Here is a 23,825-nt window from a genome sequence, read left to right on the forward strand (position 1 = left end):
CTTACTTTTAGAACGCTGCGCCCAATGGCCTAGCGATGTGCAGCAGTGGCCGTTAGGCCAGACCCAGGCGGCTTTGCCGCCGCAGGGCCGAGCGAACAGCGAGCTGCGGAACGTAGCGCCCGCCGAAGGCGGGAGGCCCCAAAACAGCAGCGAGCTGCGACAACCAGCCCCTATAGGGGCGCCAGTTCGATGACCAAAGGGAATAAACGACAACAAGAACTTTAGTTCGCAGTTCGACGACCAAAGGGAGTAACCGCCGACGACCGAAGGGAGGCGGGAGGCCCCAAAAAATAAATTGAATCAACAGCAGAAATAAATACAGCAGCCTAACGCTATGGGAAGAATAGGAATTGAGGGCATGGAGTTTTATGCCTATCACGGATTTTATGAGGAGGAACGCAAAATGGGCGGCCGCTATCGCCTAGATGTGTATGTGGAAACCGCCACAGGAAAGGTGGGCAAAACCGATGAATTGGGCGATACCGTGAATTATGAAACCATTTATCGGGCGGCTAAGGTAGAAATGGCCAAGCCCTCTAAAATGATTGAACATCTGGCCCAGCGGATTATGGACCGACTGCGCTCTATTTTGAGTAAGGCGGCCGATATTGAGCTGCGCCTTTCTAAGTTGGACCCGCCCTTGGGCGGCCCTGTTAGCCGCACTTTTGTTGAGCTGCGGCAAAATTTTGTGGTCAAATGCGGCAAATGTGGCAAAAGCTTTTTGCAGCATGAAGCTGGCGAATGTTGGGAAAAACATGGTTTGATTTATCCCGAAACCAAGGCCACCCTCATCCGAAATCATGGCCCCAATATTTGCGAAAATTGTATTCAACCCCACCTGATTAAAAATAAAGATTAGATGTCTAGCTCTCCCGCCAATCGTTTTTTAGCTCCCGTTTTTCAAGCACTCAGTCCCCGCCTTTGGGAGCTGAGTACGGGTCCCTATTTTCAGGGACAGGTCCTTATTGTTGGGGCTGGTTTGGCTGGCCTGACGGCGGCCTATATGCTTAAGCAGCAGGGCTTGCGGCCCATTATTTTAGAGGCTAAAAAGCGTCCCGCTGGCCGCTTGGCCAATCTCCGAAACTGGGCCGATATGCCGCTAGAACTAGGCGCAGAATGGTTGCATGGGCAGCGCTCTACGCTTTTTCGCTGGTTAGATGGCCAGTACCAAAACCAAATTGTAGAAGATGAAGGGGAGGAGTTTGTGCCTTACAAACAGCAGTTGCGGGCCCTAGAGGATTATCCTGGCGCAGAGGTTTTGCTCGAGCGACTCAATGAGTTGGGCTATGAAGAAGCGCCCATTAAAGGCAATTTATTGGATTGGGCCGAGCAAAATGGCATTGATCAGGCGCTTTATCCTTTGTTGGACTATTGGGCTGGCGAATGGGGCTGCTCGGCCAAGGAGTTGGGGATAGAAGCCCTAGCCAAAATCAATAGACAATGGTCTTCTGGCGATCTGGACTTTAAGGCAGAGCCCTCGCTCTATGATCTTATTGATGAGTCGCTGATCCGTCCGCTCCGCCCATATTTGCAGTTGGGCCAGGCCGTAAAACATATTGATTATAGTGGGGAGCAGATTAAGGTCTTTACCCAAGATCAAACGATTGTGGTGGATAAGGTCCTACTAACCGTTCCCCTGCCCGTTTTGCAAAAGGAGAGCATTAGCTTTGCGCCCAGTTTGCCCACAGCCAAAACTGCAGCAATTCAGCGACTAAAAATGGGCGATGGCCTGAAAATCTTCTTTAAATTTAATCGCCTATTTTGGAGCGGCGATATTATTGGGGCCAAAATGGCTAGCAGTTATATTGATACGCAGGCTTATAAGTCGGGCAAGGATGCTATTCTTTGCGCCTGGGCCTTTGGCGAAAAGGCCGAAATTCTACGAAATATGGGCCAAGAGCTCGCTAGCCGAGCCATTTTAGCCGAATTAGATAGCCTTTATGTGGGGGCGGCCAGCAGCCATTTTGAAAAATATTATTGGCAGGACTGGAGCCAAGAGGAGCATATCTGGGGCGCCTATTCTTATCCCTCCAATAGCGAGCAGCCCGGCGATAGAGCCGAACTGCAAGCCCCGATCGATTATAAATTGTATTTTGCTGGCGAAGCCTGCCACCCTAAGGGGCATATCCAAAGCCTTCATGGGGCCTTTGAAACAGGTTATGAGGCGGCCCTGCAAATCTTGATGGACCTAAATGTATCTTAATGAAAACGACCTATAGAGGAATTCAAAAATCTTTGGCCCACCCCAAAGCCCTGGCCTTATTTAAAGGCGATTTTTTCTGGGATAGCCGCGACCAACTAGCGCCTTTTGGGGCCATGGAGGGCTACCAAAGCCTAAAAGCTTATCTGCTTTGGCGAGAAACAGCGCCCCAAGCAGATCCCCTAGAGTTTGTTACTGATTGGATGAGCAAAAGGAGAAAGCTGAATTTGGCCCAATATGGTCCTCATTTGCTCAATCGAAAGAAAATAGAAGCACAGATTGCCGATCGCCGCTTTCGCGATGAGCTAGAAATTCTCTCTACCGATAGTTATCTTCTGGCGGCCTGCTTGGCCCCTTTGGTCCTTGAAGGCGAGCTGCCCCGCAGCCTTTGGCCCTATCTGCAAACCGCTATAGACCGCCTGATGCTCTGGAACGAATTGCAGCCCGAATTTGGCCCAGAATGTAGCCAGCAGATTATGTATCTCTACCAAATTAAGCAAGAACTACAGCCCATTTTTAGCGCCCAATAAATCTTAGCCACTATGAGAAAACTCGCCTTAATCGGCCTTTTGGCCCTCTTTATTTCGCCTAGCTTTGCCCAAGGCCTCTTGCCGCCCAAAGATAAAAAGCCCAGAGAACGCATCCTCTCCAATAAGTCGGAAGAGGGAATGACCCACCTTATTATCAGACTCGAAAAACCAGCATATAGGGCCCAAAGAGCAATTGGCTATAAAGAGGCCCGTGCTAAGCTGAAGGTTGAGTTTACGGTCTATGATATCCGAAATCGAGGTACCGATTTAGGTAATACTTATATTGCGTATTATGATCCCAAGGGAGATGAATGGGGCATCTATTTGCCACATAATACAGCCTTTAAAGTGCGTATGTCGCACCCCAGTTTCAAAACTATTACACGCAATTTTATTACCGCCGAGCATCCTGCCGACCTCATGGAGGAGCGCCTAGAAGTAGAGGAGGTCCCTTATACTTATCATAAGGGCGTAAAAACCTATTACCTCAAAACGATGCTCCGCTTTTCCGAAACGATTGTGGTCCATTTTAATGGGGGCGATCCCATGGAGCATATGACTTATCTGCAAGAAAATTTCAATGCGGAAAAGGTCCAAAAGCTACCGCATGTCAATAGCTTTTTCCTGACCCTCAATATCCAGAGCCAAGAGTCTTTGGCGGAGATTCTGCTGCGGCAAGCTCTAGGCGACAAAGCCTTGCCTGAGGGCTATTATTTTGGTCCAGCCATTACCGAGGCGATCGAGAAGTTGCAAAAGTATCCTTTTACCAAATATGCAGAGCCCAGTTTTGTCGTTTGGCCCAATAAGGAGCCTTATCTCTCCAAAAATGATTATAGCCAGCTCTCTAATATGACTGCCGATTTTAAGAAACGAAAGTTTACAGAGCATATCCTCCTGAACCCCGATGATTTCGAGAAGAGTAAGGATTATAAGCATAAGCTTTTACTAGAATTACAAAAGTAAGGCCTCACGAACTCCTCAACAGTTTACTGTTGGGGAGTTTTTTTTGGGGGCCCGCGGCCGCCCTTTTGAGTAGGGGCGGCCGCCGCTATGCTGCGGGGCTCGCAAGTCTGCTCGGCCCTGCAGGCAGGCTTTGCCTGCCTTTGGTCTGGCCCTTCGGGCCACCCGCTCCGCAGCGCTGGGCCCTCAGCGGCCCTGCGGGCCTTTGCCGAAAAGCGGTATTCGTCGCTGCGCTCCTCATTCGTTTTCACGACCCCGCCCACCCGCCCCTCCTCGGGATTCCCTAAGGAATCCCTCAGGGGTACTGTTGGCGGGGTTTTTACAAAGAAACAACCCCATCTCCTAGGCCCCCAACTTCCAGGCCCAAAAAAACAACCGTCCAGCGTCCAGCTGCAGCTCAGCAACAACCCTGGCGTTGCGCCAGCCTTCATCTGCAGTTGCAAAACGGCCCTATACAGTCGTTCAGAGGCAATCTGCAACTGCAAAACGGCTCTGGGGAATCCCCAGAGCTAATTTGCAACTGCAAAACAGCTCTATACAGTTGTTCAGAGCTAATCTGCAAATGCAGAACGGCTCTATACAGTTGTTCAGAGGCAATCTGCAAATGCAAAACGGCTCTGGGGAATCCCCAGAGTTAATCTGCAAATGCAAAACAGCTCTATACAGTTGTTCAGAGCTAATCTGCAATTTACAAACTCCTCCGGGCGTATCTCTAAGGTCCTATCTTTTTTTTCTGGACTCCCCCTACTACAGTTTAACTATAGTCGCTTAGAATCGAAATATAGCAGCCAACTGATTTTTGGACCAAAAAAAGGCGCAAAACTCAAGTTTTGCGCCCTTAATCGGACCTTCCTCTAGGCTTCCTTTTTTTTGGACCAAAAGGGCCTGCTCCCCAGAGAGCATCTTTTGCTATCTTCCTTTTTAAGCCCTAAGACTCAAAAACAATCTTGCCCAGGCGATCATCTCCTCGATGCTCTTGGCGCAAACGGCTCATTTCCTCTACCTCTTCCTTCAGGCGATCAAAGCGATAGACCAGTTGGTTTTGAGAGTTTAAGCTCGACTCTCCCCCTAAGTCATGAATCACTTCCTGCATCAGGGCTTCTACCTGCTCCTCCTTGAGTTTCTCCTCGGTTTGGGCTTGGTCGTTGGCCACCTGGGTCAGCATCTTTAGACTAATAGGAACACGAACATGCTGAAAGATGACTTTCATCAATCGTTTGCGGGCATTTTCTTGCCGCTGCTTTCGCTTGAGGGGCAAGAGCCTAAAGTAGCGAAAAGCGGGAATCAAAAAGAAGAGTAGGGAATAAGTAAAGGGAATCGCCCCCAAAACGACTTGGGCCAAAAAGGGACCGTTCGCAATGGGAATATCAAATTCGGCAAAAAAGTTAGGCTGGGCCAAAAAGAAGAGCGAAAAAACTAAGTTCAAGCTATTCATGCCCACAATGGCCCAATTTCGTCCAGTTTTATTGCCCGTAAGTTCATATTCGGGCTCGTATTCATCCCAATAATAGATAATAGGGGCCTCATCGGGGCGGTTGGCCGAGCGGTTTAGCTGGCTAAAGTCGCCATAAAGGACCGCAGAACGCTCCGAAATCTTGGCTTGGCCATCATAACGGCCCAAAAGCTCTGTCATAAAGTTTTCGGCTTCATCTCTGCGCCAACCGGCCAAGGCCTGTAGCTCTGCAGTAGAAACCAAGCCCTTGTTTTCCTTCAGAAAACTGGCCACCTCCTTATGGTTGGCATAGGGATCGGGCTGATAGCGAACTGGCCCAAAAATAAAGTCGTAGACAGAGGCCACAAAGCCCTTTTCTTCCTTAGAGCTTTTGCGATTTTTACGCAACTTGGCCAATTGGCCTGGCTTCTCTACATAATGTTTATAGGGATAACCATAGTCGTCGCGGCTGCGGTAGGTATAATCATAGCCCAAAATGGTGCTCCACTCAAAAATGGAGATAAAAACTCGAAAAAGGACCAAAAAGAGCTTGCCCACTCCTCCCGATTTGCTATCATTATCTGAGTTGCCACCCTGAGACAAAAGGCCCACAATCAAAGCGATTAGGATGACCACAAAAAGCACAAAATAAATGAGCAGAAACACCGCCGTAACAATGCGATAAAAGATCTTGAAGCCCTTCCAAAACCAATCGGCAAATTCTGCTAGGCGTTCGCCAAAGCTTTTTTCTGTACGGCGGTGCAGGCCCGTAAAATCATAGATTAAATCGCCATTTTCGGTCACTTTGAGTTTACAATCGTAGCGTTGCATTAGTTCTCGAATAGCCGATTCGCTCTCAATGATGGGCATACCCGTACTAGCGGCAGCATCCTCTAGGGTAAATTGCTGATTGCTTTTGAGCAAGTATTTTTCTAGGCGAAGATTGACTTCTTTTTGTTCGTATGACATGGCTCCAATATTTGCGTTCCGAGGCGGCGAAGCCGCCGGCTTAGGGATGGATAGCGGTGCCGCGAAGCGGCAGACCAAAGTTTTTTGAGCGCAGCGAAAAAACTGCAGGGCCGAGCAGACCTGCGAGCCGCGGCACAGCCCGGCCCGCCCGCAGGGCGGGCAAGCCCCCCAAAAAAACAGCAGCCTAGAAAAATAGACTGCTGCATCTTGTTTTAGGTCCAGCCCAATTCCTGGAATAAGGTATAAATTTTTAGGCCCAAATAGGCATCTGTGGCGGCATAAAAGTTTTGGGCTTGGCTGAGGGGCTCTCGCTCCCAGTTCGAGGTCTGTTGGGATTTTGAAATCCGTTTGCCCAGAAAAATCGCCGTAAGATTGCGGGCCCCCATTTGCTGAATGCCGTTGGCCTTGGCAATATCGGCAATGTCCTTAAAGCCCTTGGCTTTAAAGGGCCGCAGCCGCTGCAAATCGCGGATGTCGTCTCGGAGAGCAGGGCCAGCTTTTACAATTTTGGGGTTCTCGAAGAGGGCCTTGAGGCCATCGCTAAAGCCAGACTTGAGGTTGCGAATCAGAAAAACCTTATCGGGCATGGCCAATTGGATGAGCGAAACGGGATGGTATTCTCCCTTGCGAAAAGAGGGTTTGCTTTCGGTATCGAAGCCCAAAACCTTGCATTGATTGAGGGCCAAAAGGGCCTCTTCTAGCTGCTCTTCGGTTTCTACGGTAATAATTTCGCCCTCAAAATGCCAGAGGGGAAGTTCGTTGACCTCTGCTTTAGAGATCTTGACGGGGTATTGCATGTTAATGAGTTTATTGGGGCCGTTTTATGGCCCAAATGAGGTAGTTTAGCTTAGTTCTTTAAAGGCGCGGTATAAATCGGCCCATTCTTTTCGCTCTTTGACCACCGTTTCTACATATTCTTGCCAAGCTTCTTGGTCTTGGCTGGGGTCTTTGACCACCGCACCAATCAGGCTAGAGGCCAAATCTCTGGCCCGCAGTTCGCCATCGCCAAAATGAGCGGCTAGGGCTTGGCCATTATTGACCACCGAAATCGCCTCGGCGGTACTGAGGGTAGAGCTGGGCTGCTTGATTTTCTGACGGCCATCTTGGGTCACGCCCGAACGCAGTTCTCTAAAAATCGTCACTAGGCGCTCAATCTCTTTGAGTGGTGCCATTTTGGCGGGAATCTCTAGGGCGGCGCCCAGCTTTTCTACTCGCATTTTGACAATCTTGACCTCCTCTTCCAAAGAAGCGGGCAGGGGCAAAATCACGGTATTAAAGCGGCGTTTGAGGGCCGAAGAAAGCTCATTGACGCCCTTGTCGCGGTCGTTGGCCGTGGCAATCAGGTTAAAGCCTTTTTGGGCCTGAACTTCGGTATTGAGTTCGGGAATCGGCAGTAATTTCTCCGACAGCATCGTAATGAGGGTATCTTGCACATCGGCGGGCACACGGGTCAATTCTTCTAGTCGGGCAATAGCCCCATCTTGCATCGCCCGCAGCAGGGGAGAGGGCACCAAAGCCTCTGCAGATGGGCCTTTGGCCAACAATTGCGCATAGTTCCAGCTATAGCGCATGGCCTCTTCGCCAAGGCCAGCGGTCCCCTGCACCAAATAGGTCGAGCTGCCGCTAATGGCCGCGGCAATATTCTCGCTGACCCATGATTTGGCCGTACCGGGCACCCCCATCAACAGCAGGGCGCGGTCGGTGGCTAGGGTGGCTACGGCCAGCTCAATCAAGCGGCGGTTGCCAAAATATTTGGGCTCAATTTCGGTCCCATCTTCCAAGCTTCCGCCCATAACAAACTGCACCACCGCCCAAGGCGAAAGCGCCCAATTATGGGGTTTGGGGTAGCTATCCATTTTTTTGAGGGCCTTGAGTTCCTCTGCATAAAGCACCTCGGCATGAGGGCGCAACAATTGTTCTGCTGCCTTTTTTCGCTTAGCCATATAGTATTGTATTAGATAATCGTCAAGCTATTTTTTTGGGGCTGCCCCTCGCTTTGCTCGGGTCGGGCTGTGTCGTGGCTCGCTGTTCGCTCGGCCCTGCGGCGCGGGGCGCCTTGGTCGGCGGCTGCGCCGCCCCACTATCCATCCCTCAGCCTGCGGCGGCTTTGCCGCCTGTCCGCTGCAAGTCCCTAAAGGGCCTTGAGTTGGGCCAGTTCTTTACGGAAAGAGATTTGGGCGCTAAATTGGTCCAATTCCTTTTGCCAGGAATAATCCAGTTGAGGCCAGTCATTAAGTAGTTCTTTGTCTTCAAACAGACTTTCGTCTAGGGCAAAAGCCGCTCGTTTGAGCAGGGTTTTGTGGTTCCACTGAAAAACGGAAAAGCCCTGGGCCAAACTGATTTTCATGGCCTCTAAAACCTGCCGGCCCAATTCGGCCTCCCAGCTTTGGCCCTCTTGCAAAAGCAACTGCATAATAGGATCTTCATCATCTATGCTTCTTTTGCCCGAGGCCCGAAGGTAAGCCATGGCCAATTCATTAAAAAATGAACTGGGCAAATCATAATACAGAAATTCTAGGGAAAAGAAAAGGGCTTGTTTCCCTTTAGGTTCATTTTGCATAAAGAGCTGATGAAAGGCCATCAGCCAATCTAAATCTTTGAGGCGGTGGGCGGCCTTGCTCCAGCCCCAAATCAAAGCCTGCCGATAGTCAGAGTTTAGGGCCAACTGCAGGCAAGCCATAGGCGAAAGTTCCCAGTTTTTGGCCCAATAACTGGGCGCTACCGAGGCGATCATTTGCGCCAGCCAATTGCTGTTTTTCCCTTCGCTAAAGGCTTGGTAATGCTCCCGAATGCCATCTTTTTTGAGCTGGGCAGTCAGTTTTTCGGGAGCGGCTACCTTTAGTAGTTCTCCATCATACTGAATCAGTTGTTCGAGGGCGGTTTGCATTCGCTTTTCGAGGGCGGTATTGGGCAAAAGCAGTAAAAGCTCTACAGCGGCTTGCCTGATCTCTTGGCGGCGGTCGTTTTGGACCTCCTCCAGAAAGGCTTCATCGGCCTTAGAGAGCTCAATATGCAGCAGTTCGAGCACTTCTAGACGCTGTTTCTTGCTCCATTCCGTCCAATACTGCTGAATCACTTTTAGGGCATTGTTGGGATCCAAGCGGCGCTCTTGCTGCAACCAAAAGAGCAGGCTAGAAAAGTCGGCTTGGGCCAATTCTTCTTCCTGCAATTCTTTGATGGCGGCATAGGACCAGCTTCTTTTGAATTGGGCCAAATAGCGGCCCGTTTGTCCCAAAACAGAAACAATAGCGGGCCGCAGTTCTTTGTGGCGGCTGCCAAAGGTTAAGATATCGGCTAAATTATCGGGCGCCACTCGCCAGTTTTGACTATGGGCCAAATCGATCCAGGCGGGCAAGAGTTCTTCTTGTCTGCGGCTGAGGATTTGTTGCAGCATCCAGCTGGCTTTTTGGGGCGCGGCCTGCTGCTCATCCTGGATTTTCTTGGTTTTTTGGGCTTCTTCGGGCAGTTGGCCCAGGGGCAGCTCTGCTTTCTTAAAGAGCGATTGGGCGGCCAAAGCCTGCAAATATTGGAGCTCTAGTTGTTCTTGGCCAATCTGCTGCAGTTGCCAATGTTCCAATTGGAGCTGGCTTTCTTTGGGTAAGGGGCCAGCTTGGGCGCTGCCCAATAAAAGTTGTTTGATGATGAGGTTCCAGCTTTGCATAAGACTTAAAGCGCTTGAGGTTGACCTTGTTTGAAGATAGAAAGGGGACGGAATTGGCCGTTTTGCCATTCGCCAATTAGGTGGATGTCGGCTTCGGCGGCATAGGCCAAGATGCGCCAGAGGCTCTGCTCTATTTTGGTCTGAAAGGGGAGAAATTGCCCATTTTGGTCCAAAAGGATAAAACGTTCATCGGCCTGCTGTTCTAAGCGAAGGTTTTGGACCAAAAACAATTGGTAATTGAGCCAGGGGTTTTTCCCTAGGGCTTGGGCGTATTCTGTTTGGGCTGCCTGCCAGTTTTCGGCCATCCGAATTTGGAAAGGGCCTTTTTGGGCGCTTTGCTGCTGCTCTTGCAAGATAGCTCTTTGGGGGTAGGCGCTGGGATAATAGTAGAGTTTGGCGCTTAAGAGCTGGCCCAAAAAGTAGTTTTGCTCAAAGCCACGGCTACCAAAGCTATAATCAATGAGTAGGGCATTTTTTCCTGTTTGCAGGCCTTGCAGCCAAACTCTGCGCATATTTCGGCCTTCTGCATCAATTTCTTCTAATTGGGCCAAGACTAGCCACTGATCTTCAATGGGGTCGTTTTGGGCCACAATATCCTTTTTGCGTTGTACTCGGCCCAAGGCATCCAGTAAATCTTCTAGCTGAAGGGGCGAGAGCTTCTCTCTTTGCTTAAAGCTTTGTAGTAGGAGTTGCAGCTCGCCAATTTTCTGGCCCAGAAAATCCATCCAGTTGCTTTGAAAGGGCAGGAGTTGGGCGGTTTCTCGCAGGCCATAAGCCAGGCGGCTCATTTTGGCATCGGTCATTTTTTGGGCCAGCTGCTCCCAAAAGCTTTTCTCTTGGACGGGCAATTGGGCAAATCCCTGACGGCTAAAATCTTGTAGCCATTGTTCTAGTTCTTCCATGCCGGCCTCCATTTGGGCCAGTTTTTTGGCTTGGCGCTTGGCTTTGGCCAAGCGCTTTTTTTCTAGCTCTTTTTGGTCCACCGCTGCAGCGGGGCTTGTTTTGGCCGTTTGGGGTTGCTGCTGCAGATACCAGTGGAGGATATTTTGGGGGGGCGTTTTTTGCCGAAAAAGCGGGGCAGATTCGGCAAAAAGGAAGAGCAGAGCTAGGGCGTGTTTACAATGGACTTGTCTTTGGGCGCAATTGCAAAGCAGTTCTGGCCCTTTGAGGTAGATCTTAACTTCATAGGCCATACTACCAATGCCGGCTCCTTTGCAATAGCCCCAGATACAATCTTCATAGCGGCCCAGGGACTCCCATTTTGGGGCCTGGGCAAGTCGACGTGCACGATTTTCGGTAGCGACATCTGGGGCGAGGGCAGAAATTTCTGAGGGCGTCCAATTCATGGGCAAAAGAGAATATTTTTGGGCTTTAAATGTACAAAATAGCAGTGAAGAATGGAAGGTCTTGGCCTAGCGAATCAGCAAATGGCCTTTTTCCCAAAAGAGGCGGAAGAGGGGTTTCTTTTTATCGTAAAAGCTACTTAAAGGGGTACCTAGGTCAATTTGCAAGGGATTTTGGCCCAATTCCAACTGGTAAAATGCGCCCTTTTTACTGATTTTGGCCCCTTGGGGGAGCCGTTCGGCCAATTCGGCCCAGCTTTTTTCTTGCAAAACATCTTTGGTCAGCTCCCAATTTCTGCGATTTTGCTGATAAACGCCTAGGGTGAGCGTTTGGCCATTTTCGTTTTGTTCTTCGGCCCAGACCATCAGTTGCATATTGGGGTAATAGGTTAGCACTTGAAAGTAGAGGCTTAGCTTTTTGCCATCTCCCGAAAAGTCGTCAAAAAAGACCTGCATGGCTTGGTAGCGGTGCATTTCTCGGCCAGCTAAACTAAGGCCAGAGGGGAGGGGAGTGGGTTCATTTTCGGCCAGAAAATAAATGCCTGTTTGTTCGTCTTGGGTAAAGGGCAATTCCTTTTGTCGTTGGGGGAGGTTATTTTGGGCCAAAAAGTCGCGATAAATGCCATTAACGGCCTCGATGAGTTGTTCGGGATTGCGTTTGCTGGCATTTTGTTGTCGCATATCGGCAAAGCTACGCAACTTATCTTCTCGGTAGTAGATGCCGTCTAGGCGGCCTTTTTGGCCCCAGCGTGCCCGCAAAAATAGTCGCCAACTTTGTGGACTTTCCTGGCTTTCAAAGGACCAATATTGTCCTTCCTGATGATATTCGCCCACTAAAGGGAAGCGCTGTCTGCGGTTGATATCTATATAATAGGCCTCTAGTTGCCCATCGGCTTTTTCCGTCCAAATAAGTTCCATGGGTTCGCCGCCCAAAATCCCCTTATATACTTCATAGTATTGTGCCTTGGCCCAAAGGCTAAGCAAAAGCAAACAACAACTGAAATAGATCTTTTTCATATTCATTGACTAATTTTTTCTGTTTTTTGGGGCTGCCCCTTCCGCCGGGTTAAAACCCAGCGCAAAGCGGTATCGCTTTGCGAAGCTATATAAAATGAGGGTTGAAACCCTCATGAATTATCGGTCGGGTCGGGCTGTGTCGTGGCTCGCAGGTCTGCTCGGCCCTGCACTGCCTTCGGCAGTTTGGTCTGCGGCTTCGCCGCCCCACTTTCCATCCCTCAGCCGAGTCGCTTCGCTCCTTTGGGGCGCTTTGCGCCCTTTGGTCCAAAGGTACAAAAAAACGCAAGGCCATCCAGATAAGATGAGCTTGCGTTTTGCAGGCGGCGCAGCCGCCGCAGGCTGAGCTGCCCGGAACAGTGCTGCCGTAGGCAGCAGACCTAGCAGGCGAAGCCTGCGCAGGGCCGAGCAGACCTGCGAGCTGTAGAGGGGAGCGACCCGAGCCCTAGGCGAGGGGCAGCCCCAAAAAAAGGATTATACTTGCACGGCCATAATGGCTTCATAGGCAGAATCCCAGAGCATTTTCCGCATTTGCAGGGCTTGGAGGACATATTGTTCGGCTTCGGCCCATTTTTCGGGATCTTGGCCACAGAGTTGGGCTGTCATGGAGAGGGCCAGATGGCTGTGGTGGTCGCCATCCACCTCAATGTGGCGGTCTAGATAATATTTGAAGAGGCTAAGATCGTTGGGAAAGCGGGCATTGAGGTCGTCTACCATGGCTTGGAACATATCGGGGATCAGGTCCTCGCGGCCAAAAGTGAAAACGGCCGCCATGATATGGGCTTTGCCTGTTGCGATCACCTCAAAGGTAAAGTTGACAAACTTTTGGGCGCCGGCGGGAATCTTGGCGGTTTGCAGAGCTTCTTTTACCGTTTGGCCTTCTTCAAGGGCCTTTAGCAGGGCTTGAATAGGGCCTAGATCGGCCTCGGCCTTTTGCATTGCCTGTAGATAGAGCTCAAAATGGCTAATATGGCTGCCATCGGGTAGTTCGTCAGACTCTTCGCCTACCACAATTTCATTGATGAGAAAGCGGGTTTCGGCATTGCCTGTTGGGCGCCAGGGGAGCTGCATGCAGGTCAGCTCAATTTGCAGGGCTTTGAGCAGCGACATAAAGTCCCAAACGGCCAGCACATGATGCTGCATAAAGGGGTGCAGCTCTTCGGGTTTTTGGATACTTTTATAGAGAGGGTGTTGGATAATTTGCGCTTCGATGGGCGCAATTTTGGCCTGAAGGGCCTGAATTTCCTTGGGTAGATTGGCCATAAAGTGGTATAGATTATTCTTCGTCAATAAGTTCTATATCAAACCCATAATCTTCAATGGTTTCGATAATTTTTTCGGCTTTGATATCATCGCCTTCCGCATAGAGTTTTTTGTCGGCATCGCTTAGGTCTAGCCGCCAATGCAGTCCGGGAATAGCGTTGAGTTCATCTTGCACTTTGGCTTGGCAGTTGGCGCACTGCAAACTGGTTTTAAAAACGAGTTTCTTCATTTTAGAGCGTACTTTTAGAGTAGAATAGAAAAAGGAGAAATTGGTTTAGTTAATATCTCGATTTTCGTCTTTTAGGTGTTGTAGCAGCAATTTATCTAGGGGGTCTGCAAGGGGTTCTGCATTGGGGGTCTGAGGGTTTTCCTCTTGGGTTTCTATGCTAAAGTGGTTATTAAACTCCTCTTCGCTTTGTTGCATTTCGAGTAGCATTTTGCCAAAGTCGTGCACTTGTTCGAGGTGTTCGTAGGATAATTTTTCGATAAGTTCACGACATTTATTTTGTAAATCTTGCTTAGTCATCAGCTTGTTTTTTTTGCAATTTGTAGATAGCCCGCCAAAAGTAGAGGTTTAATTTGATGAGTAGGTAGAAGAGAAAGGCAAAGGGGCGGAGCAGTTGAAAAAATATATTTTTGCGTAGGGAGATGGCTGGGGTATAGAGGTTAAAAAGGCCGTAGTAGAGTTTTGTTTGGTAGTTGAGGACCACTTTTCCATCTTGTTGATATTGTTCAAAGAGGATGCGCAGGCCTTTTCGGGCGCGTTCGTATTCTTCTTGTTCTAGGCCAAAGGCTTGGGGGCAAGCTTGGTAGTGGGCTTCTAGCAGGGGCCAATCGAGTCGGAGCTGATTGGCAAAGCTTTGGGCTTTGTAGTTGCTGGGGTAGAGTTGGTCAAAGTTTTCTGTTTGGGGGAGGTGGGGGTAGCTATTGGGGCCATGTAGTTGTCTGAAAAACTGGCTAAAGGCCCAAGAAAAGCTGCGTTCATTTTGGTCTTCTAGTTCGTGTCTCAAGACAAAAACATAGCTATTGAGGCGAAGCAGGCGTTGGAGTTCTTTTTTCCAGGCGGCAGGGGAGCTGGGCAGGGGGTCTAGAATACAGACCATATCGATACTGTCATCATCTAGGGGAAGTTGGGCCAAATCGCCTTTTTGCATCCATATTTCTTGGCTGGGGTCTAGTTCTTCGGCTAGGGAGATGGCGGCTTGATCGGGCAAGAGCAGGCAAAGCAGATGCAGGCGTTTTTTCCAATGCTTAATAAGTTGTAGGGCATCGGCACCGACACAAAGGGCTAGGTAGCGGCGAGAAATCTGCAGTTCTTCGGTTAGGAAGTCGAAAAGGCTGATCGGGATTTTGGGGTGGGCCATCAGTTGGGCCCGATAGTTCTTGGCCATTTAGTCTTGTTTTTGAGTAGATGGCAGCGGCTGGCTGCAGGACTGTGCTGGCTGTTTTTTTCGGCCCAATTTGCGCCAGTTTTCCCAGATTAGCCGAGCATCTTCTGACCAATAATAGTCTTTGGCATAAAATAGATTGATGCGGTGGAGGCTGTGTTCTTCATCGGGCAGTTGGGGCAGGCTATCGGCAGGGGAGAGGACCGAAGGGCGGAGCTTGGGCAGATGTTGTAGTTTGCTGTCTCCCTCGGCATAGCCCAGCCAGCTTTTTTGGCCCCAAAAAACAGCCCAAGCATTGGCGATAAAGCCCAGGGGAGAGGCGCAGCTCCAAGCTAAAATAGGAGAAAAAAGCAGGAAAATGAAACTGCTGCTCAAATCCAACAGCCTTTTGTTGCGTTTGGCCATGGTTTCGGCAATCTTGAAACCCAGCTCTAGGGTGTAGAGGTCGCCTGCCGAGTTTTTGGAGTTGGAGCCCACAATGCTCAGGCTGTCTTCGGCTACTATTTTATAGGCGACTTCTGGTCCCAAGCGGTTCATCCAATAAATAATTTGCTCGGCCCGCAGGTCTTTGGCGCAAAAGATAATCTCTTTGATTTTATAGATTTGGACCAGCTCTTCTAGTTGGTAGATCGCCCCCAAAAACTGCTTGAAATCGGCCTCAGATTCGCTAGGCGCTACGGTGCCAATGAGGTTATTTTGCACTCTAGCTTTATAAAGTAGGCGCTGCACGCGCTCGCTTTCCGACAAGCTGCCCAAAATGACTACATTATGCAGTTGTTGGCCTTGTTCTAAAGGCCCCTTACCCAAAAGGGCCAGTAGGTAGCGCCAGCTCCAACTGCTGCCAATGGCCCAAATTGTGCCCAGCACAATCAGCATACGAGAGGCCCGAAGATGGGAGGGCAAAAAACCATAAACCGCCGCAATGAGCAGGCTGCCCAAGGCAAAGCCCGAGACCAGTTGTCCCGCCTTGAGCTTTTGATCATAGACCCCACGAAAAAAGGCGGTAGTCAGCCAAATGCCTATATAAAGCGGATAGTTGAAGTAGATTAAGCTGGGCTTAAAGTAATCGGGATCATCAAAACGGAGATTGGCCCAAATATCTTTGAGCAAAAAGAGGCCTATAAAGATGAGCAAAGCATCCAATAATAAGGGGAATAAGCGCTTGCTCCAATTGGCCAAAAGCGTGAGGCTGGCCCGAAAATAAATGGCCGCCCGCAACATGCCCACATAAAGCCCAGCCTGAGGACCACCAAAATGCTTTTGGGCAAAAATAATCATGGCATTATAAAAGGTCTTGACATAATTCAAGCTGCCCTTTTTGGTGCTTTCTCCCTTATAATGAATAATGGTGGTGCCCGCAAAATAATAATTCTTATAGCCCGCTTGTACCACCCGATAAGAGAGGTCAATATCTTCCCCATACATGAAAAAAGCCTCGTCCAAATAGCCGATTTGGTCCAAAACAGATTTGCGCAAAAGCATATAGGCCCCCGAAAGTACCTCAATTTCATGGGTCTCATCGGCGCTGAGGTAGCCCAAATGATAACGATTGAAGCGAGTGGATTTGGGAAAGAGCTTAGAGAGCCCAAAGGCTTTGTAAAAGGCCACTTCCGGACTAGGAAATCCCCGCTTAGATTCGGGCAAAAAACAGCCCTTGCCATCAATCATTTTTACGCCTAAACCGCCTGCTTCAGGATGCGCATCCATAAAGGCCAAGGGAGCCGATAAACTATCTTCTCGGATGACGGTATCGGGGTTGAGCAAAAGCACATATTCCCCCTTGGCTTGCGCAATTGCTTGGTTGTTGGCCTTAGAAAAGCCCAAGTTTTGGCTATTGGCCATGAGCTTGACTTCAGGAAACTTCTCCCGCAACATTTGCACAGAATCATCTACTGAGTTGTTGTCTACCACAAAAACCTCTACGGCTAAGCCCTTGGCGGCCTTACGAACGGCCAAGAGCGCCTGCTCCAAAAAATATTTCACATTGTAGTTGACAATGACAATGCTCAGTTTCATGCTCAATTTAGCTTTGTTTGTAGGGCAAACGGCCCAAAATAGAACGCCCTAAGGTCAGCTCATCCGCATATTCTAGCTCTCCACCAAAAGAAACCCCTCGGGCAATGGTCGAGATTTTAATCGTTTTGCCTTCTAGCTGCTTAGAAATATAATAAACGGTAGTATCGCCCTCAATGCTAGGGCTCAGGGCCATAATTAGCTCTTCTACCTCATCTTTTTCAATACGCTCTATCAAAGAGGCAATCTCAAGCTCGTCGGGGCCAACGCCATCAATGGGCGCAATGAGCCCCCCCAAAACATGATAAGTACCCTGAAATTGCTGGGTGTTTTCAATGGCCATGACCTCCTTGATGCTTTCTACCACACAAATAACTTGCTTGCTGCGGGCAGGCGATTGGCAGATGCTGCAGGTTTCTTGGTCCGAAATATTATGGCATTTTTGGCAAAACTGAATCTTTTGCTTCATATCGAGCAGGGCCTTGGCAAAATCAACCACCTCCTCTTCTTCGGCTTGCAAGAGGTGTAGGGCCAAACGAAGGGCCGTTTTGCGGCCAATACCCGGCAGTTTGCTAAAGGCTTGTACGCCTTCTTCTAATAGTTGAGAGGAAAGGGGCATCGCTACTTTATTTCAAAGAAATTTTAGAATGGGCGCAAGATACAAAATTTGTAAGTTTTCTTTTTGTGCAGATCGAGGAGAAGAATTTGGGGCTGCCCCGCCCTGTGGGCGGGTCGGGCTGTGTCAGGGCTCGCAGGTCTGCTCGGCCCTGCGCCGCCAAAGGCGGCTGGGTCTGGCCTTCGGCCACCCTTATCCATCCCTCAGCCAAATAAGGCAGCGCTACGCGCCTTTTAATAATTAATTGGGCCGAAGCCGCCCGCCCAAAAGCAAAGCCCAGCCGATGAGCGGCCTACTTGCCTGTAGCAGGGCGGCGCAGCCGCCGACCCAGGGCTAAACGAAGTGCAGCCCGCAGGGCCGAGCAGGCCTGCGAGCTGCGAAAGGGAAGGACCCTAGGGCGCAAAGCGCCCTAGGGGAGGCCCCAAAAAATCATTCCTTAATGAAAATAGCGGAAATCATGCTGGTTTTCGATCTTCTGAAGACTTTCAAAAATGAGTTGAATCACATGCTTGACATCTTCCTTATGGGCCATCTCTACGGTGGTGTGCATATACTTGAGGGGCAGTGAAATAAGGGCCGAAGGCACGCCTGCATTGGAGTAGGCAAAGGCGTCGGTATCGGTGCCCGTCACTCTAGAAGAAGCCGAGCGTTGGAAGGGAATTTCCTTCTCTTGGGCCGCCTCAATAATCAGTTGGAGCAATTTGTTGTGCACCGCAGGGGCATAAGTGAGGTCGGGTCCATCTCCGCCCTTGATATCGCCATGTTTGGCAATGCTGACCAGAGGCGTATGGGTGTTGTGGCAAACATCGGTCACGATAGCCGCATGTGGTTTAATGCGGTTGGCAATCATTTGAGCACCACGGAGGCCTACTTCCTCCTGAACGGCATTGACGATATAGAGCGCAAAGGGCAATTTGACCTGCTCCTCATGCAGCAAACGGGCGACCTCGGCAATGCAGAAACCGCCCATGCGGTTATCGAGGGCGCGGCCCATATAAAAGCGGTCGTTGAGGACCTCAAACTCATCGTCGAAGGTAATCACACAACCCACATGAATGCCCATTTCTTCTACTTCTTCTTTAGAATCGGCTCCCACATCAATAAAAATATTGTCGAGCTTGGGGGCCAATTTAGCATCCTCGCCACGGCGAGTATGAATAGCGGGCCAGCCAAAAACGCCGCGGACAATCCCTTGGGGCGTATGGATATTGACACGTTTAGAGGGGGCAATCATATGGTCAGAACCGCCATTGCGAATCACTTTGATGTAGCCTTCTTTGGTAATTTGATGCACAAACCAAGAGATTTCATCGGCATGGGCCTCAATGACCACACGGTAGTCGGCAGTGGGGTTGATCACACCCACAACAGTACCATAATTATCGACAAAATAGTCATCGATATAGGGCTTAATATAATCTAGCCAAAGTTTTTGGCCAGGGGTTTCGAAGCCCGTAGGCGAAGCATTGTTGAGGTATTTGGCCAAAAAATCTTCAGAAGTTGGCGTGATGATATTCATAAATTGTGACATTTTGATGAGGCCCTTAGGGCCTTGATTTTTGATCTAAAACAAGCTTAAATATAAGCTTTTCCCGCTCATTGGCAAGGGCAGATAAAACAAAAAAATAAAGCCTTAGTTTGCAGCAGCTTAGGCGGCTATTGTAAAATAAAAGTTAAGGAAACTTAAACTTTAAGACAATAGGGCTTTTAAAATCAAACAGAATAAATTATCTTGCTAAGGCAAATGAACCGCATATCAATTTGCGATTTTAAAACCAAAACAGCAATCTATTATGAGAATTCTACAACAGAAACTTTTTCTTTTTGCCTGCCTGCTTATGGGCTTCGGTCTATCTGCCCAGCAGTTGGAGCATCCCATGTTGGTAGAGGTCAACTCGCCCTCTAACTTGGCGGGCTCTTATATCTATGGTTATCAGTCGGATTGGGGACCTACCTCTTTGGCTGCAAATGTAACTGGACAGGCCGTTTGGGCCAGAACTGCAGTAGGCGATTCTATTTCTTGTGACTCTGTAGTCAATGATTTGACGGGCAAGATCGCCCTTGTTCGCCGTGGCGCTTGTAACTTTAGCCAAAAGGCCCTTAATGCACAAATTCAAGGAGCTATTGGTTGTGTGATTTGTAATAGCCAGCCCGGTGGTGGTGTAATTAACATGGCCGGAGGTACTTTTGGTCCTCAGGTAAATATTCCCGCCGTTATGTTGAGCTATGAAGACTGTGAGCTTTTGGCCAATGCTATTACTGCTGGCGATTCTGTAAGCATGACTTTCCGTAAGCCTGCTATCGCTAATGCGGTAGGTACTTTTGCCTATGGTACGCCAGAGGACCATATCCAAACACTAGACGGAATCAATGTAGATGTAATCAATGCTAGTGCTTCTTCTGCTAGTGCTACAGTTACCGCTATTGTAACTGATCCTGCTGGAGCTACTCAAACGTTGACAGAAACCCTAACTATTGATGCAGATACTACTGTTAATGTAACTTTCACACAGACTTACACGCCTGTAGATACGGGGATGTATCAAATGGCTTTCTTTAGCTCTTTGGCTAATGATACTGTATTTGAAAACTTCCAGATCACTGAGCATAGCTTTATGCTAGATGAAGGCGATGAAGATGAGTTCACTTGGATCGGGGTAACTGACCAAGGCTTTGCCGATGCTGGTTACCGCTTCGATATGGGTAACGCCTATATCGCTGGTCCCAATGGTGGTTCTGTAGCTTGGGCTTCTTTTGCCCTAGACAATGGCTCTGAGTTTATTGGCCGTCCTTTCAATATCCTACTTTATGATATTACTGGCGCTACTGGTCAAGATGCAGATTACTCTACTTATACGCCTATCGCTGCTACTCAGCATATTATCACTGCTGCTGATACCCTACCCAATACGATCATCTCTGAGCGTTTGTTCGACATCAATAGCGGAGCCGATTCTGCTGTTTTGACGGCCAACACTCAGTACCTCCTTGTGGTACAATACCAAGGGGATAGCACAATTCCCACTTCTCCTCGCTTTACTTATGGCGGAACTGGAGAGTTCATTAGCCTAGGTTCTACGGTATATACTGACCGTCTCTATCCTGGTGGATTTACTGGTGGCTACCGCCCCGTTATCCGTCTACATGAAGCTCCTTTCATGATGGGTTCTGCTGTAACGCCTGTAGCTCAATTGGACCAAAATAGCTTGGCTGTTTTCCCCAATCCTGCTAAGGACTACCTCAATATTCAGTTGTCTCTAGAGGAGCAAATGGATGCACAAATTAGCTTGATCGATATCCGTGGACAACGTCTTCAGGAAATTAGCTTGAATGGCGCTCAAAACCAAACAGAGCAAATCAATATCAACGAATTGCCTGCTGGTGTCTACTTTATCCGCTTGGCCACTAGCCAAGGATTTACGGTTAAGCAGTTCATCAAGCAATAGTAGATAGATATTAAAAAGCTGTAGACAATAGCTTTCAGTGCCGCCTCCCGACAAAGGAGGCGGCTTTTTTTGTGCCCTCTCTTTTTTTTAAGATATTCGCCCCCTAACCAAAATACAATAACTGTGAAGTGGGTTTATTTTTTACGCCATGCCAAATCTTCTTGGGAACAGCCCGAACTAGACGATATTGATCGCCCGCTCAACCCCAGAGGAGAGGAGGCCGCCCAACTCATGGCCCAGTTGTTTAAGCGCAGAGAGCTGCCGCTGGACCATATTCTCTGCTCTCCAGCAGAACGCTGCCAACAAACGGCTCTGCATTTTTGCCAAGCCCTTAATCGCCCCGCTGGCGATATCGAAATTAGCTATCGCCTCTATGAGGCCGAGCTCCCACAGGTCTACCAACGCCTCCGAGAGTTGCCCAATCATATCAATAAGGTCCTTGTTGTGGGCCACAATACTAGCGCCACCAATTGGGTCAATGCCTTCAAGCCAACGCCCATAGATAACCAACCCACGGCTGGCCTGAGCCTAACCATTTTTAGTATCAATGATTGGCAGTTACTGGACCGCAGCAATGGAGAGTTTGCTTTTTGGGATTACCCCAAGCTCTATAAAAAGAAGTACCGACAACTAGATTTAGATCTACAGCCCCCCTTAGAAGAAAAAGAATTTTAGGAATCATTTGGGGCCCGCGGCCAACTAGCATTCAGCTAGTTGGCCGCCGCTATGCTGCGGGGCTCGCAAGTCTGCTCGGCCCTTCGCTGGCTGCGCCAGCTCGGTCTGGCCTTCGGCCACCCGCTCCGCAGCGCTGGGCCGCTCAACTTTAGTTTTTTCTTTGGCCCTTCTTCTCCGGCCGAATAACTCAATGTATATAAACTCAGTCTTAGGCTAATAGGTATTTAACTAGTCCCTCAGCTTTTTCTTGGGTGTTTGAATTGAGGGGAAGGGTAGTAGGGAGGGGGGAGTTTTAGCTTGTCTCTAGGCAGGGAATGGCTAAGCAGAAAATTAAGTGCAAAAAAGAACTTCTATACTTAGTGGGCTGGGCTGAAGCCTAGGGCTATGAGATATTGTTTAACCTCTTGGGATCTGTTTAAAATTTTGTGTCTGCTCTTTCCTGCGCCCAGGGACAAGCCCCTAGGCTAGCTTTTTTAGACAGCCCTCTAAAGAGGGCCTTTGGATAAGGTTCTTCTCTTCGATAACAACTGAACAAGGCCTTGTATATCAATAGTTGAGGCCCTCACAGAGGGCTGACTCCATTGGATTAGCCTAGGGGCTTGTCCCTGGGCGACTATTGGCCAAATCCCAACTACTTAGAGGCCAAAATTTTATTCTAATACACAAAATCCTGAACAGGCCCTCTTTACTGTTGCTATGCAGTAGTTGTACTGCTCGTATGCGGTCCTTTACTGTATGATATAGGTGGTCAAAGTCCTCCATATAGGTTATGGAAGTCCATGATATAGGTTGTGGAAGTCCATGATATAGGTTGTAGGACCCCAAATAGACGTCCCAGGACGTCTATTTGGGGGTCCCTAGACGTATCTAATGGGGTTTGGGGACGTATTTTATGGAGTATAGGGACGTATCTGATGGAGTTCGGAACGTCATCGATGGGGTTTGGGGACGTACCTTATGGAGTATAGGGACGTATCTGATGGAGTTTGGAACGTCGTTAATGGGGTTTGGGGACGTATTTTATGGAGTATAGGGAGGTATCTGATGGAGTTCGGAACGTCATCGATGGGGTTTGGGGACGTACCTTATGGAGTATAGGGACGTATCTGATGGAGTTCAGAACGTCGTTAATGGGGTTTGGGGACGTATTTTATGGAGTATAGGGACGTATCTGATGGAGTTCGGAACGTCATCGATGGGGTTTGGGGACGTACCTTATGGAGTATAGGGACGTATCTGATGGAGTTCGGAACGTCGTTAATGGGGTTTGGCGACGTATCTGATGGAGTATAGGGACGTATCTGATGGAGTTCAGAACGTCGTTAATGGGGTTTGGCGACGTATTTTATGGGACTGTTCTTTGCCTAGGCCCAGAACCATGGGCTTTAGCTCATGGTCCTAAAGCAGCCAACTGCCAAAGAAGAAAGCCAAAAGGAAAAAGATAGATGAGCGGCCTAGCGATGCGGCGGGGTGGCCGTAAGGCCAGACCAAGGCGCCAAAGGCGACGCAGGGCCGAGCAGACCTGCGAGCCCCAAAGCGTAGCGCCCGCCGCAGGCGGGAGGCCCCAAAACAGCAGTTAGAACAGCATATTAAGGAGGAAAAAGAGGACGAGAAAGATCCAGAGGGCATCTAGGAAATGCCAATAGACGGTGAGGAGTTCTAGGTGGAGTTTTTTGGCGGGGTCGGAGAAATAGACCAATACGCTAACGGGTTCTTTCATGCGGACCGAGGCCACATACATAAAGTAGAGCAGGAAGGGCAGGCCGCCAAAAACGTGGGCAAAGTGCAGGCCCGAGAGGGCGTATAGATACTGCTTGCCATTGCCAATATTTTCGCCCATCAGGGCATCTTTGTAGAGGGTCCAGGCCAAAATTTGCATAATGAGAAAAATGGCCGTGAGCAGAAAGGTCAGGTTGAGGGCATTTTGGTACTTCTTAGTTTCATCCTCTTTATAGGCTGTATTGGCGGCCTTGATGGTCAGGCTGCTGAGGAGAAGCAAAACCGAGTTGGCGATAAAAATGGGGGGGAGGTAAACGCCCTGGCCCACCTCATTGGCCGAGCGGGTATAGACATAGCCGATGGCAAAGGCGACAAAGAGGAAAGTGAGGCCTACCAAAAGGAGGTAGAGATAAATTTTTTGGTAGGGGAGATTAAAGACCGGTTTTTCGTATTGGTCTTGGGGATAATGTTTTCTATTGGCCATAAGTTGATGCAGTTGAAAAATTAGGTCAAAATAAACAAAGGGCTGCTATGAGTTTAAGCAACAAGAATCACAGAAGACAGCTTTGGGAAAAATAACTTATGTTTGTCTCTTA

General features: G+C 49.1%; 20 protein-coding genes. 6 read left to right on the forward strand and 14 right to left on the reverse strand.

What is annotated here, in order from left to right:
• Nucleotides 1-334: 334 nt before the first annotated feature.
• The 4 genes from folB to OP864_RS12545 are packed head-to-tail and all read left to right on the forward strand — an operon-like array spanning nt 335 to nt 3,693.
• Complete coding sequence (gene folB / locus OP864_RS12530) at nt 335-859, forward strand: dihydroneopterin aldolase (RefSeq protein WP_270098509.1); 525 nt, start codon at nt 335-337, stop codon at nt 857-859.
• On the forward strand, nt 860-2,203 hold the full coding sequence (locus OP864_RS12535; RefSeq protein ID WP_270098510.1) for a flavin monoamine oxidase family protein: 1,344 nt from the start codon (nt 860-862) through the stop codon (nt 2,201-2,203).
• The gene (locus OP864_RS12540) at nt 2,203-2,730 is read left to right on the forward strand and encodes a hypothetical protein (protein WP_270098511.1); all 528 of its coding nucleotides are present in this window, start codon (nt 2,203-2,205) and stop codon (nt 2,728-2,730) included. Before OP864_RS12535 ends, OP864_RS12540 begins: the two co-directional genes overlap by 1 nt.
• Before the next feature lie 12 nt (nt 2,731-2,742).
• Complete coding sequence (locus OP864_RS12545; RefSeq protein ID WP_015693458.1) at nt 2,743-3,693, forward strand: hypothetical protein; 951 nt, start codon at nt 2,743-2,745, stop codon at nt 3,691-3,693.
• 925 nt (nt 3,694-4,618) lie between these two features.
• Here OP864_RS12545 and OP864_RS12550 read toward each other — a convergent pair.
• The 13 genes from OP864_RS12550 to OP864_RS12610 all read right to left on the reverse strand — a co-directional run bounded on the left by OP864_RS12550 (nt 4,619) and on the right by OP864_RS12610 (nt 18,908).
• On the reverse strand, nt 4,619-6,091 hold the full coding sequence (locus tag OP864_RS12550; RefSeq protein ID WP_270098512.1) for a hypothetical protein: 1,473 nt from the start codon (nt 6,089-6,091) through the stop codon (nt 4,619-4,621).
• Between the two features lie 212 nt (nt 6,092-6,303).
• Nucleotides 6,304-6,888 (reverse strand): 3'-5' exonuclease, encoded by a 585-nt coding sequence (locus OP864_RS12555; RefSeq protein WP_270098513.1) that lies wholly within the window; start codon nt 6,886-6,888, stop codon nt 6,304-6,306.
• Between the two features lie 45 nt (nt 6,889-6,933).
• Nucleotides 6,934-8,034 carry an ATP-binding protein gene (locus tag OP864_RS12560; RefSeq protein WP_270098514.1) on the reverse strand — a complete coding sequence of 367 codons (1,101 nt, stop codon included), beginning with the start codon at nt 8,032-8,034 and terminating at the stop codon, nt 6,934-6,936.
• Between the two features lie 188 nt (nt 8,035-8,222).
• Complete coding sequence (locus OP864_RS12565; protein ID WP_270098515.1) at nt 8,223-9,752, reverse strand: DUF5691 domain-containing protein; 1,530 nt, start codon at nt 9,750-9,752, stop codon at nt 8,223-8,225.
• 5 nt (nt 9,753-9,757) lie between these two features.
• Complete coding sequence (locus OP864_RS12570) at nt 9,758-11,098, reverse strand: SWIM zinc finger family protein (protein WP_270098516.1); 1,341 nt, start codon at nt 11,096-11,098, stop codon at nt 9,758-9,760.
• A gap of 66 nt (nt 11,099-11,164) precedes the next feature.
• On the reverse strand, nt 11,165-12,112 hold the full coding sequence (locus tag OP864_RS12575) for a hypothetical protein (protein ID WP_270098517.1): 948 nt from the start codon (nt 12,110-12,112) through the stop codon (nt 11,165-11,167).
• Nucleotides 12,113-12,583: 471 nt separating this feature from the next.
• Entirely contained in the window at nt 12,584-13,372 is a 789-nt protein-coding gene (locus OP864_RS12580) for a DUF3050 domain-containing protein (RefSeq protein WP_270098518.1), read from the reverse strand.
• Between the two features lie 13 nt (nt 13,373-13,385).
• Nucleotides 13,386-13,601 (reverse strand): heavy-metal-associated domain-containing protein, encoded by a 216-nt coding sequence (locus OP864_RS12585; RefSeq protein WP_270098519.1) that lies wholly within the window; start codon nt 13,599-13,601, stop codon nt 13,386-13,388.
• 45 nt (nt 13,602-13,646) lie between these two features.
• Nucleotides 13,647-13,898, reverse strand: coding sequence for a hypothetical protein (locus tag OP864_RS12590; protein WP_270098520.1), 252 nt, complete (start codon nt 13,896-13,898; stop codon nt 13,647-13,649).
• On the reverse strand, nt 13,891-14,763 hold the full coding sequence (locus tag OP864_RS12595; protein WP_270098521.1) for a class I SAM-dependent methyltransferase: 873 nt from the start codon (nt 14,761-14,763) through the stop codon (nt 13,891-13,893). The genes OP864_RS12590 and OP864_RS12595 overlap by 8 nt, the downstream gene beginning before the upstream one ends.
• Nucleotides 14,764-16,776, reverse strand: a complete 2,013-nt coding sequence (locus OP864_RS12600; protein ID WP_270098522.1) for a glycosyltransferase family 2 protein — start codon at nt 16,774-16,776, stop codon at nt 14,764-14,766. It lies immediately after the preceding gene.
• Nucleotides 16,777-16,783: 7 nt separating this feature from the next.
• A complete protein-coding gene (recR, locus tag OP864_RS12605) occupies nt 16,784-17,392 on the reverse strand; it encodes a recombination mediator RecR (RefSeq protein ID WP_270098523.1) in 609 nt (202 codons plus the stop codon).
• 433 nt (nt 17,393-17,825) lie between these two features.
• Entirely contained in the window at nt 17,826-18,908 is a 1,083-nt protein-coding gene (locus OP864_RS12610) for a M42 family metallopeptidase (RefSeq protein ID WP_270098524.1), read from the reverse strand.
• 274 nt (nt 18,909-19,182) lie between these two features.
• Here OP864_RS12610 and OP864_RS12615 point away from each other — a divergent pair, with 274 nt between their 5' ends.
• A complete protein-coding gene (locus OP864_RS12615; RefSeq protein WP_270098525.1) occupies nt 19,183-20,835 on the forward strand; it encodes a T9SS type A sorting domain-containing protein in 1,653 nt (550 codons plus the stop codon).
• Between the two features lie 123 nt (nt 20,836-20,958).
• Entirely contained in the window at nt 20,959-21,510 is a 552-nt protein-coding gene (locus OP864_RS12620; protein WP_015693476.1) for a SixA phosphatase family protein, read from the forward strand.
• A 1,576-nt stretch (nt 21,511-23,086) separates the two neighbouring features.
• On the opposite strand, the gene OP864_RS12625 is transcribed toward OP864_RS12620, so the two are convergent.
• The gene (locus OP864_RS12625; RefSeq protein ID WP_270098526.1) at nt 23,087-23,713 is read right to left on the reverse strand and encodes a cytochrome c oxidase subunit 3; all 627 of its coding nucleotides are present in this window, start codon (nt 23,711-23,713) and stop codon (nt 23,087-23,089) included.
• Nucleotides 23,714-23,825 lie beyond the last annotated feature (112 nt).

Source organism: Saprospira grandis, from assembly GCF_027594745.1.
Classification (GTDB): Bacteria; Bacteroidota; Bacteroidia; order Chitinophagales; family Saprospiraceae; genus Saprospira; species Saprospira grandis.